The sequence below is a fragment of the Caulobacter sp. GW821-FHT09H08 genome, from assembly GCF_059415885.1.
The window spans coordinates 205,577-224,760 of sequence record NZ_JBWKOC010000005.1; the positions used below are offsets into that span (position 1 = coordinate 205,577).

Annotated in this window: 16 protein-coding genes; 3 read left to right on the forward strand and 13 right to left on the reverse strand. The window is 67.9% G+C overall.

Annotation, left to right across the window (positions count from 1 at the left end):
• Positions 1 to 11: 11 nt before the first annotated feature.
• The 6 genes from AC07NN_RS18790 to AC07NN_RS18815 form a co-directional block, all read right to left on the reverse strand.
• Positions 12 to 1,289 carry an RsmB/NOP family class I SAM-dependent RNA methyltransferase gene (locus AC07NN_RS18790; RefSeq protein WP_494644459.1) on the reverse strand — a complete coding sequence of 426 codons (1,278 nt, stop codon included), beginning with the start codon at positions 1,287 to 1,289 and terminating at the stop codon, positions 12 to 14.
• Entirely contained in the window at positions 1,289 to 1,684 is a 396-nt protein-coding gene (locus AC07NN_RS18795; protein WP_494644461.1) for an MAPEG family protein, read from the reverse strand. The genes AC07NN_RS18790 and AC07NN_RS18795 overlap by 1 nt, the downstream gene beginning before the upstream one ends.
• Before the next feature lie 3 nt (positions 1,685 to 1,687).
• Complete coding sequence (gene guaB, locus AC07NN_RS18800; RefSeq protein ID WP_494644464.1) at positions 1,688 to 3,151, reverse strand: IMP dehydrogenase; 1,464 nt, start codon at positions 3,149 to 3,151, stop codon at positions 1,688 to 1,690.
• 165 nt (positions 3,152 to 3,316) lie between these two features.
• Entirely contained in the window at positions 3,317 to 3,601 is a 285-nt protein-coding gene (locus AC07NN_RS18805; RefSeq protein WP_494644468.1) for a hypothetical protein, read from the reverse strand.
• A gap of 378 nt (positions 3,602 to 3,979) precedes the next feature.
• Positions 3,980 to 4,690 (reverse strand): RlmE family RNA methyltransferase, encoded by a 711-nt coding sequence (locus tag AC07NN_RS18810; protein WP_494644471.1) that lies wholly within the window; start codon positions 4,688 to 4,690, stop codon positions 3,980 to 3,982.
• Positions 4,687 to 5,796, reverse strand: a complete 1,110-nt coding sequence (locus AC07NN_RS18815; protein ID WP_494644476.1) for a Ppx/GppA phosphatase family protein — start codon at positions 5,794 to 5,796, stop codon at positions 4,687 to 4,689. Before AC07NN_RS18815 ends, AC07NN_RS18810 begins: the two co-directional genes overlap by 4 nt.
• Before the next feature lie 175 nt (positions 5,797 to 5,971).
• Between AC07NN_RS18815 and hspQ the strand changes: the two genes are divergently transcribed.
• Positions 5,972 to 6,301, forward strand: coding sequence for a heat shock protein HspQ (gene hspQ / locus AC07NN_RS18820; protein ID WP_494644479.1), 330 nt, complete (start codon positions 5,972 to 5,974; stop codon positions 6,299 to 6,301).
• An 81-nt stretch (positions 6,302 to 6,382) separates the two neighbouring features.
• Positions 6,383 to 7,267, forward strand: coding sequence for a phenylalanine 4-monooxygenase (gene phhA / locus AC07NN_RS18825; RefSeq protein WP_494644481.1), 885 nt, complete (start codon positions 6,383 to 6,385; stop codon positions 7,265 to 7,267).
• On the opposite strand, the gene AC07NN_RS18830 is transcribed toward phhA, so the two are convergent.
• Positions 7,222 to 8,439, reverse strand: coding sequence for an acyltransferase family protein (locus tag AC07NN_RS18830; RefSeq protein ID WP_494644483.1), 1,218 nt, complete (start codon positions 8,437 to 8,439; stop codon positions 7,222 to 7,224). The genes phhA and AC07NN_RS18830 overlap by 46 nt on opposite strands.
• 135 nt (positions 8,440 to 8,574) lie before the next feature.
• Between AC07NN_RS18830 and AC07NN_RS18835 the strand changes: the two genes are divergently transcribed.
• Entirely contained in the window at positions 8,575 to 9,375 is an 801-nt protein-coding gene (locus tag AC07NN_RS18835; RefSeq protein ID WP_494644485.1) for a LytTR family DNA-binding domain-containing protein, read from the forward strand.
• Here AC07NN_RS18835 and AC07NN_RS18840 read toward each other — a convergent pair.
• The 6 genes from AC07NN_RS18840 to AC07NN_RS18865 form a co-directional block, all read right to left on the reverse strand.
• A complete protein-coding gene (locus AC07NN_RS18840; RefSeq protein ID WP_494644488.1) occupies positions 9,372 to 9,869 on the reverse strand; it encodes a GNAT family N-acetyltransferase in 498 nt (165 codons plus the stop codon). The genes AC07NN_RS18835 and AC07NN_RS18840 overlap by 4 nt on opposite strands.
• On the reverse strand, positions 9,866 to 11,206 hold the full coding sequence (astB, locus tag AC07NN_RS18845; RefSeq protein ID WP_494644490.1) for an N-succinylarginine dihydrolase: 1,341 nt from the start codon (positions 11,204 to 11,206) through the stop codon (positions 9,866 to 9,868). Before astB ends, AC07NN_RS18840 begins: the two co-directional genes overlap by 4 nt.
• Positions 11,203 to 12,657, reverse strand: coding sequence for a succinylglutamate-semialdehyde dehydrogenase (astD, locus tag AC07NN_RS18850; RefSeq protein WP_494644492.1), 1,455 nt, complete (start codon positions 12,655 to 12,657; stop codon positions 11,203 to 11,205). Before astD ends, astB begins: the two co-directional genes overlap by 4 nt.
• On the reverse strand, positions 12,654 to 13,658 hold the full coding sequence (locus AC07NN_RS18855; RefSeq protein ID WP_494644497.1) for an arginine N-succinyltransferase: 1,005 nt from the start codon (positions 13,656 to 13,658) through the stop codon (positions 12,654 to 12,656). The genes astD and AC07NN_RS18855 overlap by 4 nt, the downstream gene beginning before the upstream one ends.
• Complete coding sequence (locus AC07NN_RS18860) at positions 13,658 to 14,902, reverse strand: hydrolase (RefSeq protein WP_494644500.1); 1,245 nt, start codon at positions 14,900 to 14,902, stop codon at positions 13,658 to 13,660. The genes AC07NN_RS18855 and AC07NN_RS18860 overlap by 1 nt, the downstream gene beginning before the upstream one ends.
• A gap of 100 nt (positions 14,903 to 15,002) precedes the next feature.
• Positions 15,003 to 19,181 (reverse strand): translocation/assembly module TamB domain-containing protein, encoded by a 4,179-nt coding sequence (locus AC07NN_RS18865; RefSeq protein WP_494645022.1) that lies wholly within the window; start codon positions 19,179 to 19,181, stop codon positions 15,003 to 15,005.
• Between the last annotated feature and the right edge of the window lie 3 nt (positions 19,182 to 19,184).

The window sequence follows — 19,184 nt, forward strand, 5'->3', positions numbered from 1 at the left end:
GTCAGGTCGGATCAGGGCGTGTAGGACGAACGCTCCAGCACGGCGGCGAAGAAACCGTCCGTTCCGGCGCGATGAGGGGTCAGGCGCAGAAAGCCCTCGGGCGTGACGTGCTCGACGCCGTCCAGGGCGATCGGCTTGACGGTGAATTCGGGGTGGCGCTCGAGGAAGCCGGCGACGCGGTCCTCGTTCTCGTCGACCAGCAGCGAGCAGGTGACATAGACCATGCGGCCGCCGGCCTTAACGAAGGTCGAGGCGTCTTCCAGGACCGAGTCCTGCTCGATCTGGCGCTTGGCCAGTTGGTCGGGCGACAAGCGCCACTTGGCGTCCGGGTGGCGACGCCACGTGCCGGCCCCGGTGCAGGGGGCGTCGACGAAGACGACGTCGATCTTGCCTTCCAGGCCCGTCAGCGGCGTGGCCTCGATCGGCGAACGGATCTGCAGGTTGCGGACCCCTGCCCTCTGGCCGCGCCGGATGGTGTCGGCCAGACGGCGGGCGTCGCTGTCATGGGCGAAGATCTGGCCGGTGTTGCCCATGGCCGCCGCGAGCGCGAGCGTCTTGCCGCCCCCGCCGGCGCAGAAGTCCAGCACCTGCTTGCCCTTGACCTCGCCCGCCACGGCGGCGGCGATCTGTGAGCCCAGGTCCTGGACCTCGAACCAGCCCTTGGAGAAAGCGGGCACGGCCTCGACCGACGGCGTGCGATCGGCGGCTTCGGGCGCGGGAATGCGGAACGCGGTCGGCAGCACGCCGGCGGGAACGGCGCCGATCAGCGCGACCGCCTTGGCGCCGCGTTCGGCGTCGGTCTTCAGGGTGTTGATCCGCAGGTCGACCGGCGCACGCTCGGATAGCGCCCGCATCTCGATGGCCTGATCGCCGCCGAAAGCGCGGACCAGCCGCTCCTCCAGCCAATCGGGATAGTCGCCGACGACGGGCGCCGGCGCGCCGTCCAGCGAGACGGGGCTGACCAGCCGTTCGCGCTCGACATCGGTCAGGGCGCCAAAGCCGTGCTCTTCCGAGGCGGCCTCGGCGATACGCTCGTGCGTCCAGTTCCAGACGAAGGCCAGTACGCCCAGCATGACGCTGCGCGCGCTGGTATCGCCCATCATCCAACCCAGCGAGCGCTTGCGGCGCAGAGCGTCCAGCAGCAGGCCGGAGACGAAGGCGCGGTCCTTGGAGCCGGCGTAGCGCGCGGTCTCGCCCCAGCGCTTCAAGGCCATCTTCGCCGGAAAATGCCGCGCCTCGATCTCGGTCAAGACCTCGATCGCCGCCGAAACCCGTCCACCGTCGCGCATCAGACCACCAGGGCCGCGAGGAGCATCAGGATCCCGACCATCGAGGCGACCCAGGTCAAGCTGCGCACATAGGGCACGCCAAAGGCATAGAGCGGGATATAGACGGCGCGGGCGACCACATAGATCACCGCGCCATAGGCGGTCAGCGCACCGAGCCGCCCCCCCAGATAGTCGATCATCACCAGCACCGCGAAGAACGGAAACGTCTCGCGGAAGTTGGCGAAGGCGCGTTCCAGGCGCCCCGCGACGCCGGTCAGGACGACCGGCTCGTCGCGGGGACCCGCATTCCACTTCAAGCCGCGCTGGGGCTGGGCGGCGGCAGCCGCCCACAGCAGGTGGATGATCCCGAGGATCACCGCCGCCGCCACCATCTGCAGCTCGAAGGCCATACGCATCGCTTAGACCGCGCTCGGATAGTTCGGCGCCTCGCGCGTGATCATCACGTCGTGGACGTGGCTTTCACGCAGGCCCGCGCCCGTGATGCGGACGAACTTGGCGCGTTTCTGCAGTTCGGGGATGGTCGGCGCGCCGACATAGCCCATGGCCGCGCGCAGGCCGCCGACCAGCTGGTGCAGCACCGGCGAGATCGGGCCCTTGAACGGGGTCTGGCCCTCGATGCCTTCCGGCACGAGCTTGAAGTTGTCCGTCACTTCCTTCTGGAAGTAGCGATCGGCCGAGCCGCGGGCCATGGCGCCCACCGAGCCCATGCCGCGATAGCTCTTGTACGAACGGCCCTGGTACAGGAACACCTCGCCCGGCGCCTCTTCGGTGCCAGCGAACATCGAGCCCATCATGGCGGTCGAGGCCCCGGCGGCGATGGCCTTGGCCAGGTCGCCCGAGTACTTGATGCCGCCGTCGGCGATGATCGGGGTGTTGCTCTCGCGACCGGCGCGCACGGCTTCCATGATCGCGGTCAGCTGCGGCACGCCCACGCCCGCGACGATGCGGGTGGTGCAGATCGAACCGGGGCCGATGCCCACCTTCACCGCGTCGGCGCCGGCGTCGATCAGGGCGCGGGCGGCGTCGTAGGTGGCGATGTTGCCGGCCACGATCTGAACGCGGTTGGCTTCACGCTTCAGGCGCGAGACCGCTTGGGCGACCTGGCTGGAGTGGCCGTGGGCGGTGTCGATGACGACGACGTCGACGCCAGCGTCCACCAGGCCCATCGAGCGCTCGAAGCCGGCGTCGCCGACGGTCGAGGCCGCGCCGACCAGCAGGCGGCCCTTGTCGTCCTTGGCGGCCAGGGGGTGAGCCTGGGCCTTCTCGATGTCCTTCACCGTGATCAAGCCGACGGCGCGATAGGCCTCGTCGACGACGATCAGGCGTTCGATCTTGTGCTTGCGAAGCAGTTCGCGGGCTTCGGCCTGATCGACACCTTCGGCGACGGTGATCAGGTTCTCGCGAGTCATGATCGCCGAGGCCGGGACATTGGCGTCGCCCTCGAAGCGCATGTCGCGGTTGGTGACGATGCCGACCAGCTTGCCCGAGCCGCGCTCGACCACCGGGAAGCCCGAGATCTTTCGGCGGGCCGTGATCTCGCGGATCTCGGCCAGGGTGGTGTCGGGGTGGATGGTCAGCGGATTGATGACCATGCCGCTTTCGTAGCGCTTGACCTCGCGAACCTGGTCGGCCTGCTCCTCGTTGGTGAGGTTGCGATGCAGAATGCCCAGGCCGCCGGCTTGCGCCATGGCGATGGCGAGGCGGCTTTCGGTCACCGTGTCCATGGCGGCGGACACGAGCGGAATGTTCAGACTGATTTCACGCGTGAACCGGGTCTCGGTCGTCACCTGAGTAGGCATGACGTCGGACGGGCCGGGTTCGAGCAAAACGTCGTCGAAGGTGAGCCCTTCGCGAATCTCCATCGGAGTCTCCATTTTGCGGCGCGGATATAGCCGTGAGGGGGGCGGTTGTCGAGGCGTCAGCTAGCCAAAATCTCAGATCGCAGCCATGGCGCGGCCTTGAACAAGAGAAGGGCCGCCACCTGTGCGATGACGGCCCTTGCCAAGCGGATCGAAAGCTAGAGGGCGTTACCACGCCAACTCGCGATTAAGGTTCGCGAACACCCACCCCAATCCGATGCTGCGAAAGAAGGGATGCCAGTTTTGAGGGGCGATGAAAGCCATGCGCCCTCCCCCGTTGTCCCAGACAGGCACCACGGTGCCAGCGAGGCCAGCAGCACGCGACCGAGCTTGGAGTTCGCCGATAATGCCACGCTGATCGCGTTGCGACTTAAAGCCGAAACTACGATCCAGCGGGACTACGATAAGATCGATATTCTGTTCGCGCACATGCGCAATCTTCATTCTAGTCATAGGTCATCGCTCCTTGGCGTGAACCAGAAGACGACCGAAGACTTGCAATTGGTAAGCTAGGAGCTATGCTCCTCGCCGTTCACACCTATCTCGTGCGTCTCCGGCCTAACGGTTATGCACGAGGTCTCGAACTCTGAAACCGCCAGGGCCCGAATCCTGGCGGTTTCTTCACAGAGGAAGAGACCTGCGTGAAAAGATTTGTAGCGGTTTGTGATTTGAGTCAAGGACGCGCAAGCGCGGATTCAGCCCCTAAATAGGGTATCCCAGCGCAAGAGACCTACAAAATGTGGCTCATAAAAGGCTGTGGAGCGATTCCACTTCAGAGCTCAACGATTCGATTCCTAATTTGGATTAACGAATCGCCTTTGCGCTTGCCCCCTACCGCCCCTTGAACCCCGTCGCGACCAGGAACACCTCGGAGCTGTCCGCCCGGCTGGCCTTGGGCTTGTAGTGCTGGACCTTGTCGAAGCGCTTCTTCAGCCGGGCGATGACTTCGGCCGTCTCCCCACCCTGGAAAGCCTTGGCGACGAAGGCGCCGCCGGGTTTCAGCACGTCGATGGCGAATTCGGCGGCGATCTCGATCAGACCCACGATGCGCAGGTGGTCGGTTTCGCGGTGCCCCACCGTGTTCGGCGCCATGTCCGACATCACCAGGTCCGGCTCCCCGCCCAGCAACTCCAGGAGCTTGCCTGGCGCGTCGTCGGCGGTGAAGTCCATCTCCAGGAGGTGGGCCGGCGCCACCGGATCGACCGGCAGCAGGTCGATGCCGACGAGATCGGTGACACCACGCTCGACGGCGATCTGCAGCCAGCCCCCCGGCGCACAGCCCAAGTCGATGACCTTCGCGCCCTTCTTGAAGAAGCGGTACTTCTCGTCGATCTCGCTGATCTTGAACGCCGCGCGGCTGCGGTAGCCTAGGGCGCGAGCCTTGGCCGAGAACGGATCGTTGATCTGTCGCTCCAACCAGGCCTGCTGGCTGGGCGTGCGGCCATAGGCGGTCTTCAGGCGCGCGGGCTTGGCGCGACCGCCTTCGGTGCCACCGGCTGGCGGCTTGACCATACGCTTGCGGGGAGGCTCTTCATCGCTCATGCGGCTACCGGCTTCTTGGACGCTCCGCCGCGACGACGCCGACGCGGGCGCTTCTGCTGGTCGGACATCAGGGACATCAGGAGGCCTTCTCTAAGCCCTCTGTCGGCGACACGCACGCGCGAACAAGGCCACAGCTCCTGAACGGCCTGCAGGATCGCCGCACCGGCCAGCACGAGGTCGGCCCGATCGGAACCGATGCACGGCTCCTGCGCCCGCTCGGCCGAGGTCAGCGCTTGCAGGCGCTCGGACGCCGCATCGCAGTCGGTGCGGTTCATCCAGAGACCGTCGACGACGTTCCGGTCATAGCGCGGCAGGCCCAGGTGGAGGCCGGCCAAGCTGGTGATCGCACCGGAGGTGCCGACTAGGTGCGCCCTGCCCTCGGCGAAAATCTCACGCATCGGCTCGGCATGCGGAAAAGCTTCGATGCGGCCCTTCACGTCGTCGACCATGGCCCGGAACCAGCCCTCGTCGGCGCGTTCGCCCTCGGGGAAGCGCTCGGCCAGGGTGACAACGCCCACCGGGATCGACAGCCATGCCTTGATCGGCAACTTCCAGGCCGCGAACTGACGCGGCTTGGCGTCGAGGCCGCCGCCCTTCAGATCCACCCAGGAGAGCTCGGTCGAACCACCGCCGACATCGACGACCAAGGCCGCGTCCTGCTGACGGTCGAACAGGCTCATGCACCCGGCCACCGACAGCTGGGCTTCTTCACGCGGACTGATGATCTGCAGCTTGAGGCCGGTCTCTTCCTGCACCCGTTTCACGAAGTCGGGACCATTGGCCGCACCCCGGCAAGCCTGGGTCGCGACGGCCTTGACCCGCACCGCCTTGCGACGGCGGATCTTCTCGGCGCACACCCGCAGAGCGGCCAGCGAGCGCTCCATGGCGGCGTCCGACAGCATGCCTGTCTGCGACAGGCCCTCGCCCAGACGCACGATGCGGGAATAGGCCTCGACGACGCGGAAACCGCGCGGCGTGGGCGTGGCCACCAGAAGGCGGCAGTTATTGGTCCCCAGGTCCAGCGCCGCATAGCACGCGGCAGACTCGTCCTGAGACCGCCGGCGCCGGCCTTGCGGCGCGCCGGGCGCGCGCGGCGCCTCCGACATGGTCTCTACTACCTGTCTCGCAGACGTCGCGACCGCGCGACATCTCACTTCGAGTCGACCATAGAGCCTGTCGGTTTCGGAGGAAAGCTCGCCTCCCGGGAAGCGTCGCCTTGTGCTCCGCGTTCTGAGCTCTACGTTCAGGATTCAGTCAGGTGCGCCTGCTATAGTTAACGCCATGAATTCGAGACTCGCCAAATTCGCGATCGGCCAGGTCGTCCGGCACCGCATCTTCCCCTTCCGGGGCGTGGTGTTCGACGTCGACCCCGTGTTCGCCAATACCGAGGAGTGGTGGCAGTCCATCCCGGAAGACATCCGGCCGACCAAGGACCAGCCGTTCTACCACCTGCTGGCCGAGAACGAGGACAACAGCTACGTCGCCTATGTGTCGGAGCAGAACCTGCTGCCCGATGACACCGGCGAACCGGTCGGCCACCCGCAGACCGCGGTGATCTTCGAGTCGTTCGATCACGGGCTGTACAAGCTTCGCCCCCGGATCTCGCACTAGATAGAACGTCTATCCGCCGAACCGTGCTTTCAGCGCAAACTCCGAACAGCTTTTGCCAAAATCGGGGCGTAGCGTCTCCTCATGAGCGGAGATGGCTTTAGCAACGGACCGCCTCCGGGCGCCCGCCCCGACTGGACGATCGATCAGGGCTGGGAGACCTACTCCCAGGCCGAGCACGACGTCTGGATCACCCTGTATGAGCGCCAGGCGCGGATGCTGCACGGCCGCGCCTGCGACGAGTTCCTGCGCGGCCTCGACGCGCTGGACCTGCACCGCACGGGCATTCCCGACTTCAACCGGATCAATGAGGAACTCCAGCGCCTGACCGGCTGGAGCGTGGTCGCCGTGCCGGGCTTGGTACCCGACGACGTCTTTTTCGACCACCTGGCCAACCGCCGCTTCCCGGCCGGCCAGTTCATCCGCAAGCCGCACGAGCTGGACTATCTGCAAGAGCCGGACATCTTCCACGATGTCTTTGGCCACGTGCCGATGCTGACCGACCCGACATTCGCCGACTACATGCAGGCCTATGGCCAGGGTGGGCAGCGCGCGCTGGGCCTGGGCCGCCTGGCGAACCTCGCTCGCCTCTACTGGTACACGGTGGAATTCGGCCTGATGAACACGCCAGCGGGCCTGCGCATCTACGGAGCCGGCATCGTCTCGTCGCGCACCGAGTCGATCTTCGCCCTGGACGATCCCTCGCCCAACCGCATCGGCTTCGACCTGGAGCGGGTGATGCGGACGAACTACCGGATCGACGACTTCCAGCAGGTCTATTTCGTGATCGACTCGATCAAGACCTTGCAGGAGGTCACGCTGCGCGACTTCGGCGCGATCTACGCGCGGATGGCCGGCGCGAGCGACATCGGTGTCGCCGAGATCGTTCCCGGCGACACCGTCATCACGCGCGGCTCCCAAGCCTATGCGAAAGCCGGCGGGCGTTTGGCGACCGCGTCGGCCGGCTGACCTTTCAGGCCGAACAGGATCCGCACGCCGGGGATGCGCCGCACGATCTCGTAGGTCGCGAAGCACCCGACGAAGGTCGCCACGACAAGGATCGCGCCTTCCAGGCCCTGGGGCAGGCCCAGCTTGGCCAGGTGGTGAGCCATGACCACGATCAGGGTCTGGTGCACCAGGTAGAACGGGAAGACACCCAGGGTCAGGTAGCGCAGCGTTGAGCCGCCTTTGTTGGCGAGGTGCTTGGCCCCAAAACCCAGGATGGCGACGATGGCGCACCAGGTGTCCGTGGCGAAGACGAAGCGCATGGCCAGCTTCAGCTGCTCCGGCGGAACGGCCGTGTCGCTGCGATAGGTCCAGACATAGACGCTCCAAGCCGCCCAGGCGGCGACAGCCAGGGCCAAGGCCGGCCACCGCACGGCGATCAAGCGATCACGCAGGACCTCCGACTTCGCGAGGCCAAAGCCGAACAGGAAGGCGCTGAACGAGACGGCGTGCACGTAGTGGTCGCCGACCAGAGCGTGGGTTTCGCCGTACTTGGCGTAGAGCGTGGCGCGCAGCATGCCCAGGAACAGAACCGGCCAGACGAAGAGACCGAGACCCTTCAGCAGCCACTCGGCGCCCTTCTGGGTATGTTCGCCGACCCTCTTCCAGACTATCAGCATCACCGCCAGCACCAGCGTGTAGAACAGCAGATAGGCGACGAACCACATGTGGTTCCAGGTCGGGGTAATCAGGCACTCGCCGTCGGGGCCGCACCAATGGCCCGAGGCCGTGACGTAGCGGATCCAGAAGTTCTCGACGCCCACCGGCGCGCCGGGGTGCTTGGCGATATATTCGACGATCTCGTAGTACGACTGCGGCGGCACGATCACGACCATCGCGAACAGCAGCGGCGGCAACAGCCGCGCGATCCGCGCCAGGGTCAGCTTTCCGACCGGCGTCTTGTCGGCCATGAACCGCGTCGCCGCGCCCGAGACCAGGAAGAGCAGGGTCAGGCGCCAGGGATTGGTCATCAGCATGAAGGGCATCAGGCCCTCGACGACATGCGGCGTCTTCACATGCCAACCCCAAGGCACGTAGAACATGCCGGTGTGGTAGAGGATCAGCAGGAAGAACGCGCCGACCCGAATCCAGTCGAGGTCGTAGCGCCGATCGAGGGGTAAGGCGGTCGTGGTCATGAAGGGGCGTCCGGCTTGAAAAGCGATGCTGACGACGTGCCTCACGCCGCTTCGACCAGCCAAGCGCCGGGGGATCAGCGGCCGCTGCCTGGGACGACCGGAAAAGCTCCAGGGACCAACGGCGGCTCTTTCGGGATGACCGGCGAAGAGCGCCTGTGGCTAGGTCGCGCCTGGTTGCTCGGGGCCTGCCTGATCTCGGCGATCTCGGTCGTCAACGTCCTGACCATCCAGCATGACGCGCCGAGACTGGGCGTAGTCGCGCCATCCATCTGGGAGGGCAGCAGCGCGCTGGTCACCCTGTGCATCTTCGTCATCCCCGCGGCGATGGCCTACTGGATGATCCGAACCCAGCCGCGCTGGTGGATCGCCGCCCCGGCGCATCTGGTGGCCGTGTTCCTGTATTCCGTCCTGCACGTTTCCGGCTTCGTGGTCCTGCGCAAGATCGGCCATGGCCTCCTGCTGCACGAGGGCTACGACTTCGGCCCGATCTCGACCGAGTTCCCGTACGAGTTCCGCAAGGACATGATGTCGTACGGCCTGGCCACGATCATCTACTGGCTGGCCCTGCGCCGCAGTGGCCAAAAGCCTGCGGAGCTCCACGCCCCCGCCCCGCCCGCGACCTATGACATCCAAGACGGCGCGCGGCTGATCCGTATCCCCGTGGCCCAGATCCTGGCCGTGCGCTCGGCCGGCAACTATGTCGAGTTCGTTCTCGCCGACGAACGCCGGCCGCTGATGCGTTCGTCGTTGACGGCCGTCCAGGATGGCCTCTCCGAGCACGGTTTCGTGCGCAGCCACAAGTCCTGGCTGGTCAACAAGGCGGCGGTGACGGGCTTGAAGCCGGAGGGCTCCGGCGACTACGCCGTCGAACTAGGGGCGCTCGAAGTTCCGCTCTCGCGCCGCTTTCCAGAGGCTCTGGCCGCTCTGCGCGGCTAGAGCAGTATCCCCATCAAGATATCGTCCTCGAAGCGCCCATCCGGAAGCCGGCCGCGCTTCAGTTGCCGCCCCTCGTGCTGGAAGCCCAGCCGCTCGTAGAGCCGCACCGCGCCGGGATTGCCCCCGCCCGCCGCCAGCTCGATCCGCAGGATCGGCGGATCCATGGCGCGCGCCTGGGCGAAGAGCGCCTCGAACAGCGCCGAGCCGACACCCTGTCCTTGTCGATCCGGATGCACGGCGACGGTCAAGCCGCCCAGCACATGGGCGAACAGGGCGACGGTCTCGCGTCGCGCGTGGATCTCGCCGCACACGAAACCATCGGGCCCGACCGCCAGCAGGCAGATGTCGCTGGCGATGGCGTAGTCGGCATAGGCCGGCGTCACCTCTTCAGGCGCGCGCGCCAGGGCGCCGGGCGTGACGCCTGCGGCGGCCTTGTGCACGGCGACGATGGCGTCGCGGTCGGCGGCGGTCGCGGGACGGATCGTGAAGCTCAAGCGGCCCTCTGGAACGGATAGAAGTCGCCGCCAAGGTCTAGGATGCGCGTCAGTTCGTCCAGCGCTTCACGGCTCTCGGTCAGCAGGCGCGGATCGGCCAGATCGACCGGCGCGAGGCGATCGCGATAGCGGCGCGTGACCCAGTCGGCGAGGCGCTCGTGCAGGTCTGCATCGAACCGCTGGGCGGGGTTGGTCGCCGCCAGTTCCGCTGGCGTCAGCACCACGCGCAGCCGCAGGCAGGCCGGCCCGCCGCCATTGCGCATGCTCTGCCGGACATCGACATAGTCGACGCGCCCGATCGGACCGTTCGATGACGCCAGGCTCTCGGCGACGGCGTAGGCGCGCGGGTTGTCGCGTGTCTCGGCCGGGGCCAGCAGCACCAGCCGATCCTCGCCGGGGATCACCAGCAGCTGCGAATTGAAGAGGTAGCTAGCGACCAGATCGGCCATCGGCAGGTCGGCTTCCGACACCTCCACGAAGGCCGGCTCGAACAGACCACCGGCGACGGTGCGAACACTCCGCTCCATGCCGGCGCGGTCCTCGAAGGCGCGCTCGTGGAAGAACAGACACTCGCGCGTACCGACGCAGACCACATCGTTGTGGAACGCGCCGCCCTCGATGGCCGCCTTGCCCTGCCGTGGGAAGACGGCCCGCGCCGCGCCGTGGCGACGCTGGATCGCCTCGAAGGCTTCACGGGTCTGGCGGGCCGGGAACTTGCCATCCCAGCGCTCCCAGGCCTCGCGTCCCCAGACGAACAGGTTGACGCCCGGCGCACCGTGGTCGGCGCAGAGGCGAACATGATTGGCCGCGCCTTCGTCCGCGAAATGCGGCTGCGCCGGCAGCGGATCGTGGACGGCGAAGCGGGTCTCGTCCGGAAACAGCCGCCGCAGGGCGCGGGTGGTCTGCGGCCCCTCCAGGCTCCGATGCAGATTGGTCAGAAGGTTGGCCGGCGTGAAGTGAACGCGGCCGTCAGCCGCGTCGGCGCTGGGCGTCACGGTCGCGGCGTTGGCGGCCCACATCGGCGAGGCCGAGCAGGCCGCGGCGGCCAGGGCTGGCGCATCCTTCCAGGCGCGTTCGATCACGGCCTCTTCCGAACCTGAAAAACCGAGCGACTTCAGAAGACTTACGGCCGGGCGCTCATGCGGCGGCAGCACGAACTGCGGCACGCCCAGATCGGCCAGCCGGCGCATCTTGGAGAGCCCTTCCAGCGCCGCGCCGCGCGGGTTCGAGACCTCGCCGGCGTTCTTCTGGCTGGCCAGATTGCCGGGCGAGAGACCGACATAGGAATGGGTCGGCCCGACCAGGCCGTCGCAATTGGCTTCGACCGCGTGCGTCATCCGCGCAGCCCCTTGATGTCCTTCAGGGTGTCGAGGACGGCTTCGGCCTCGAAGCTGGCGACCGGATAGGCGCAATAGTCGGCGGCGTAATAGGCGCTGGGCCGGTGGTTGCCAGAAGCCCCGAGCCCACCGAACGGCATCGAGCCCGCCGCCCCGGTGGTGGGCCGGTTCCAGTTCACGACACCCGCGCGGATACGGTTCAGGAAACGATCCCAACGCTTTGATTCGTTGGAGATAAGCCCCGCTGACAATCCGTAGCGCGTGGCGTTGGCGGCCTTCAGCGCATCTTCGAAGCTGGCGACGCGGCGCACCTGCAGCCACGGCGCGAACAGCTCCTCGTCGGGCGTATCGATGCCGGTGACGTCAACCATGCCGGGGGTGACGAAAGCCTCGCTCAGCCCCTCGACCGAACTCAGCGATCGAATGTGCTCCCCGCCCATCGTCGAGGCCACCGCGCGAGCGGCGTTGGCGGCCCGCGCCGAGATCAGCGGCCCCATGAAGCTCTCGCCCTCACCGTTCCAGGCGCCGATCGACAGACGGTCGGCCAACGCCGCTGTCGCCTCGATCACGGCGCGACCGGAAGCGTCGTCCGGCACGATCAGCCGCCGAGCGCACGAGCAGCGCTGGCCGGTGGTGATGAAGGCTGACTGCACGATCAGCGACGCCACGGCCTCGGGCTCGCCCGCGTCCCAGACGATCAGCGGATTGTTGCCGCCCAGTTCCAGGGCCAGGATCACGTCCGGTCGGTCGGCGAAGTGGCGTCGGAAGAACGTCCCAGCCGCGGCCGAGCCGGTAAACAGCAGGCCGTCGATCTCCTGGTTGATCAGCGCCTGGCCCGTCTCGCGGCCGCCCTGCACCAGGTTGACGACCCCCGCCGGCACACCGGCCGCCTCCAGCGCCTCGACCATCAGCTGGCCGGCCAGGGGCGTCTCTTCCGAAGGCTTGAAGACCACCGTGTCGCCCGCCAGCAGGGCCGGCACGATATGACCGTTGGGCAGGTGGCCCGGGAAGTTGAACGGCCCCAGCACCGCCATGACGCCATGGGCGCGGTGGCGCAGCACGGCCCGGCCGAACGGCATGGCGTTCTCGGTGACGCCGGTCCGCTCATCATAGGCCTTTATCGACAGGTCGACCTTGCCAGCCATCGAGCCCAGTTCGGCCTTGGTTTCCCACAACGCCTTGCCGGTTTCGCGGCTCAGGGCCTCTGCAAAGGCGGCGGTGCGCTCGACCAGGATTTCCTTGTAACGACGGAGGGTTGCGACCCGCTCCTCACGCGGACGATCCGCCCAGCCGGGGAACGCCCTGCGAGCAGCGGCCACGGCTTCGGCGACGTCGGCCGCGTCGGCGGTCGCCTCGCGCCACACGACCTCGCCGCTCGCCGGATCGGTCGAGACCAGCTCGACGCCGCGTCCGGAACGCCACTTGCCGTCGATGTAGAGAGCGCCGCTCATGCCTTCACCCGCACCATTTCGCCTTCCGAAAGCCGAAGAGCCTGCGCCGCCTCGCGGCTTACGATCGCGGTCTCCCCGTCGATCAGCACCGGCGCCCGCACGGCCCGGAAAGCGCCGATCGCGCCTGTCGAGATCAGCGCCTCCTCACCGAACGCGTCCTCGCCCAGCTTCAGGCGCAGGCGGCGCGCTTCTCGGACGGTCTTGATGTCATCCCGCCGCGCCGCGACCGTGGGGCCAGCGTCGAAGATGTCGATCAGGCCCTCGTACCGGAAGCCCTCGGCCTCCAGCATGGCCCGCGCCGCCTCGCCCTCGCGATGGACGCGCCCCAGAACCTCGCGCGCCTCCTTGGGCAGCAGCTCGGCATAGATCGGATGGCGCGGCGCCAGGTCCAGGATGAACTGGCCGTCGGTCGAGGCGCTCATCATGTCGGCCTCGTCGAAGCCCAGGCGGAAGAACTTCTCGGCGACATGGTCCCAGAACGGGCAGCTGCCGTCCTCGTCGAACCAGCCGCGCAGCTCGGCCAGCACCATCTCGGCGAAGCGCTGCGGTTCCAGACCGATCAGCATGTAGCGCGACTGGGCCAGCAGGCGCCCGGCCCCGCCCTTGCGCCGCTCGGGTTTCAGAAACAGCGAGCCGACCTCCGACCAGCCGGCGCATTCGTTGACCAGCACCAGGGCGCGGTGATCGAAGCGCTTCTCCAGGGTCGGCGATGACTGGGCCAAGGTGACGACGCGGAACGAGAAGTGCGGCCGCTTGAGACCCACGCCCGCCTTGACCCCCGCCACACCGATCACGTCGCCGGCGTCCAGGTCCTCCAGCATCAGGGTGTACCAGGCCTCGGGCGCGGCGACGCCGGCCTGGAAGCTGGCCTCGGAGAGGGCCAGGCGCGACCGCAGGGTCGGCTCGTCTTCCGGCAGACTGGTGAAGCCGCGTCCGGATAGGACGGCCAGCTCCATCAGGGCGTCGAAGTCGGTCGAGCCGGCAGGGCGGACAACAAGCATCAAATTTCCCCCATGGCCGCGCGGATCGCTCTGGCGTCGATCTCGCCGCTGGCCAGTTTCATCAGGATCAGGGCCGAGAGCTGCGCGCGCTCGACGAAGCTCTCGGGCCAGGCGTGCTCGGCCTCGCTGTGGATATCGCCACCGCGTACGCCCAGTGTGTCGACATTGGGCAGGCCCGAAGCGAACAGGTTGTTGCCCTCGCAGACGCCGCCAGAAGGCTTCCAGGCGATGTCCTGGCCGAGCAACGCGCCGACGTCCTTCACAGCCCCGAACAGCTGCTGTTGGGCGGCGTTGAAGGGCTTGGCGCCGCGGGTGATCAGGCCGTGCAGGTGGGCGTGCAAGTCGTCGCCGATTTCGCCGACGATCCGCGCCACCTCACCCTCGAACCAGGCAGCCGCCTGCGCTTCCGGGAAGCGGACATTGAAGCGAACGACCGCCACGTCCGGCACCATGTTCAGCGGCGCGCCGCCATCGATGCGGGAGACATTGACCGTGACGCCATCGCGCTGGCCGTTCAGACCGTGCAGCTTCTCCGCCACCCGCGCCGCGCCGATCACGGCGTTGCGGCCGGCGGCGAAGTCGCGACCGGCATGGGCCGCGCGGCCGTGAATGACGATGTGGAAATTGCCCGAGCCCTTACGCGCCGAGGCCAGGGCTCCGTCGGCCAGCGCAGGCTCATAGGTCAGGCCCACATGGCCTTGCCGCGCGAACTCGGCCAGCACCGGACCCGAGGCGATCGAGCCGATCTCCTCGTCGGGCGACAGCAGCACGCGGTAGCCGACATTGTGCGAGTCCGGGTGGGCTTCGAACGCCTCCAGCGCCGCCAACATGACCGAAATGCCGCCCTTCATGTCGGCGATACCCGGACCATGCAGCGCGCCGTCGGGGCGGGTGCGGACCAGCTGGAACGGGCTCGTCTCGGGATAGACCGTGTCGTAGTGGCCAGTCAGCACCACCTGGACCGGCGCCTCCGGCCGCACGACCACGGCCAGCGACGGCGGATGATGGAATTCGGTCTCGCGGCCGTCGGCCGAGATCTCTCGCGACGGCGACAGCGGCACATCGATCGGCGCGGCCGGCAGACGCGCGGCGGCGTCGAGCAGAATTTGCCTTTGACGCTCCAGGCCGGTCACGTGCCGGCTTCCGGAGTTCACCGCACACCAATCCACGGCGCGATCGACGATCAGGCCGCCGTCGCGCGCGATGCGATCCAGAACCACGCGATCTTCTGAATTGAGCCGCATATAGGCTGGTCCTCCCTCAGTCACGATAACCAAGGGCCGCGGGTAAATCGTGCTCACCTCGGAGGAGGTAACCGGTCGCCCGCGCAACAGCCTTGCGTCTTTAGTAGTCCTTTCGCCAGCGGACGGAAAGCTTGGCGTCGTTTTGGCCGCCGATCCTCGAGACCAGCGACAGGGTCCGGCGAATCCTCCACTCGACCTGCGCCGCCGGCCCTTCGCGGCCACCGCCGATGATCTCGACATAGACGTCATCGGTCACGTACTTACCGCCCGACACCGTCATGCCCGTCGCGCTCTCGGCGAAGGCCAGGCGATCCAGCCGCGCGAAGCTGCGCAGGTTGCCGATCACGTCGAAGCCGCCGCCACCGGCCAGCGAGGCCAGGGCCGAGGCCAGCTGAGCGGCCTCGATCGGCGAGAGCTGGGCCGCGGACGAACCGAACAGCACCTGGCTGAGCACCTCGTCGCTGGGCAGTTCGGGCTTGGAGGTCAGGGTGATCTCCGGCTTGGCGGCCGTACCCTGGATCCGCACCACCGCCGTCAGGGAGGCGTCCTCGCGGGTCGCGGACAGATCCAGGCGGATGCGGTCCAGCTGGCTGGACAGGTAGACGACACCATCGTCGTCGAACTCGAACCGCTTGCCGGCGAAGTCGTATTCGCCGCGCACCACGCGGGCCACGCCGCTCAGCGCCGGGGCCAGGGAGGTGCCGCCGACGTGGGCGTTCAGCGACAGTTCGACGTCGAGGCCGCGCCCCTTCACGAACACCCGGCGCGGCGCCTTCAGGTCGAGGTCCAGGATCATGCCGCCGGTGTCGGGGCGGCGCTGCAGGCCCTGGTCCAGGTCCTGCGGCCGGTTGCGCTCGATCACGTCCATGGCGATGACGCCCACCGGGGTCTTGCTCTGGGCGGAGACGTCGGCGCGATCGAGGGTCACCGCGCCGGTCAGCTTGATCTTGCCGTCGGCCGAGCGGTTCACCGTCGCCGAGCCGCTAGCGACGGCCGAGGCCAGGTCTGTGTCGATCAGGCGGAAGCTCTTCATGTCCAGCTTGAAGCTGCCGACGCCGTCGCGCGCCAGGCTGATCCGGCCGGCGCCCGAGACCGAACCGCCCTGCCCGTCCTCGCCGACCGCCTGGCTGACATCGATGGCGTTGTCCGCCAGGGCCGCACGCAAGGTGACGTTACGCAGGCGAAGACCCGTCTGGCCATCGTCGAAACCGCCGTTGTCCAGGGTCGCCTGGCCGATCAGGCGCGGGTCGGCCAGGGTGCCGCCCAGGTTGGCCTCCAGGTTGATCTTGCCCGACAGCGACCGCTCGGGACCCAGCAGCAGGTCCCACAGCGGCTTGATCTCGCCCTGGGCCGAGAAGCGTCCCTGCACGCCGCGCTTCTTGTCGACCATCAGGCGCAGCGGCTTGGCCGAGGCCTCGACCGGCAGGACCAGGTTAGCCTCGGCCTTCAAGCCCTGGCGGTTGTCGCCATCGGCCACGATGGTCAGGCGGCTGTCGGTCAGGTCGCCGTGGATCTTGGCGTCCATCGACTGGTCGACCTTGGCCCCGCGCTCGCGAGCGTTCGACAGGCGCATGGTGAAGTCGCCGCCCAGGGTCTCGCCCTGGCCGTGCAGGTTGAAGGATCCGTCGATATCGCCGTCGAGGTCCGGGTCGAACGCGGTGAGCGTCACGCCGGTCAACTGCGCCTTCAGCATGGCGACAGCGCCGCCGAAGTCAGCGTCGATGTCGGCGCGGCCCTGGTCGATGGCCAGGCGCAGGCGGGCCTGGGTCGGCCCGTCGCCGAAGCGGAACTTGGCCGCCTCGCGGGTCTTGATGTCGGTGCGGCCCATCTTGCCGGCGGCGTTCAGGGTCAGGTCGTAGATCTTGTCGGTCTGGGCCAGTTCGCCGGAGCCGTTCAGACGCCAGCGGCCACCAGGAGCCTCGCCGCGGGCGTCGATCGCCAGGGGCAGGCGCGACAGCGGTCCCTCGGCCTTAATCCGAGCCGAACGGACCTTCCAACCACCGCTGGAGACGTCCTCGGCCGTCAGGTCCAGCGTCGCCGAAGCCGGACCACCGCCAGGCGCGTCGACCAGCTTGGCAGAGCCCGTCACCTGCCCCTGCGGCAGGAACGCGCCCGGGCCGATGGCCAGGGTCAGGTCCGCCGTCGCCGGCAAGCCGTTGCGCAGTGACATGGCGCCCTTGGCCTTGGCGCCGCCACCATCGATGTCCAGTTCGGTCAGCTCGATACCGCCCGGCGAGAACCGAAACACCGTCCGCCCGCGCGCCGGGCCATAGGCGCTGTCGCCTTGCAGCGCCGCGACGCCGTCGGTGGCGTTGGGACCGTGCGCGAAGGTCACGGTCAGGTGCGCCTTCTTCAAGGGCAGGCGCGGCAGGTCGATGCTGTCGAAGTCGGCGTTGAGCTCGGCCCTCGGCGCAGCCAGCGTGCCGCCGACATGACCATCGCCCGACGCCTTGCCGGCGATCTCGACCGGACCGGCGACGAACGGGCCTGAAGCGGTCCAGTCCAGCTTGAAGTCCAGGCCAAGGGCCTGGCCGACGGTCATCTTGCCCGAAGACCGCAGATTGGCATTGGTCCCGTCCAGCTTGGCGTCGGAAACGGTCAGGACGCCGTCGTTCCAGCTGGCCTTGCCGTTCAGCTTCGGCGCCGCGCCCAGCAGGCGATCGATCTCGGCATAGCCCGTGGCGAAGCCCGTCGCCTGGCTGTCGACCGTGAAGCTCCAGGGCCGGTCTGCGAAGCTCGACGCCGTCCACTTGGCGGACAGCGAACCCTTCGCGCCGGGCCGCACAGGACCCATGCTGGCCACCTTCATCTCACCGTCGAAGGACAGACCACCCAGAACACCGCGCTCGCCCTTGCCGGTGACGATCAGGTTCGGAGCGTCGATCCGGGCGGCCTTGATCAGGAAGCGACCGCCCTTGACCCGCGCGCCCTCGAAGGTCGCCTTGGGGCTAGGGCCCAGCAGCGCTAGCAGGCCCGTGCCGCCGCCGCCCGAGCTGGTCGCCTGCGCCTCGATCTCCAGCTCACCCTTGGCCCAGCGAACCCTCGCCGGCCCCTTGGCGCGCTTGAGGCGATAGCCCAGCAGCTCCAGATCGGCGACGTCGGCATTGCCCTGGACCGAGAAGCCCCCCTCCTCGAGACGGAAGACGCCGTCGGCGACGCCGCGCCCCATCTGCGGGATCGTGACGATGCGCTTCAGCGCGCCGATCTGGGCGGTGAAGGCGATGCCGTCCGGACCCGTCCGCTTCTTGGCGAGATCGGCCAGACCATGGCCTCGCAACGTCAGGTTCTCGGCATTGATCGCCAGGTTCAGGGCCGAAAGCCCGTCCTTGGTGGCCTTCCTGCCGTCGAGGGTGAAGTCCGCCTGCGGCCCGAACATGTGGGCTAGGCGCTGGGTCAGGGTCGAGGCCTGCAGGTCCAGCCGCCCTCGGGCCGAGCCGCCCTGCTCGTTCCAGGCGCCGTCGCCCTGCAACGGGATGGTGTTTCCCGAGCGGGCCACGATGTTGAAGGCGGCGCGGCTGGTCGTGCCATCGGCCTTGGCCTTCAGGTCGAAGGTTCGGTCGGCCGGCAGACCCAGGGCCCCAGCGATGGCGCCGCCATTGGCTTCGACCGCGTCCGCCTTCAGGTGCAGGGTCTCGGCGCGTCCAAGATCGAAGCCGAGGTTCAGGTGATCGCCGACATGCAGGCGCGAGGCCACGCCCAGCTTGCCCTTGTGGCCGCCCAGGCGGGCCATCTCGTAGTCGCCCCTGACGTCGAAATCGCCGTCCTTGCCGCTGAACGCCGGCCGGGTGATCAGGCGGAAGGCGAAGGCGTCCAGGTCGACCGACACCGGCGCGGCGCTGGACTTGGGTCCCTTGGGCGTCAGGGTCGGGCGGCGCAGCAGGATCACGTCGCGAGCGTCGATGCGCTCGGCATGAAAGCGCCGGCCGAACAGCTCGGTGGCGCGCCAGGCGACCCGCAGGTCGTGAGCCTCCAGCCAGACGCCCTTCTCGTCGGAAATGGTCAGGCGGCGAACGCCGAAGTCCTTCCAGATGTCGCCCGACAGGCCTTCGATCTTCAGCTTGCCGATGCGGCCCAGCTTCAGGCCCGAAGCGCGAGCCTCGAGGAACATGCGGCCCTGCGGCGTGATCGGCGCCAGGCGCAGGCCGCCGGCCATGACGATCAGAATGCCGGCCAGGATCGCAGCGGCGATCAGCAGCGCGCCGCCCCAGCCGATCTTTTTGGCGGCCTTGACGGCGACCTCGCCCGTCGCCTCAGCAGCGTGGACGACGGCCTCCGTCAGGTC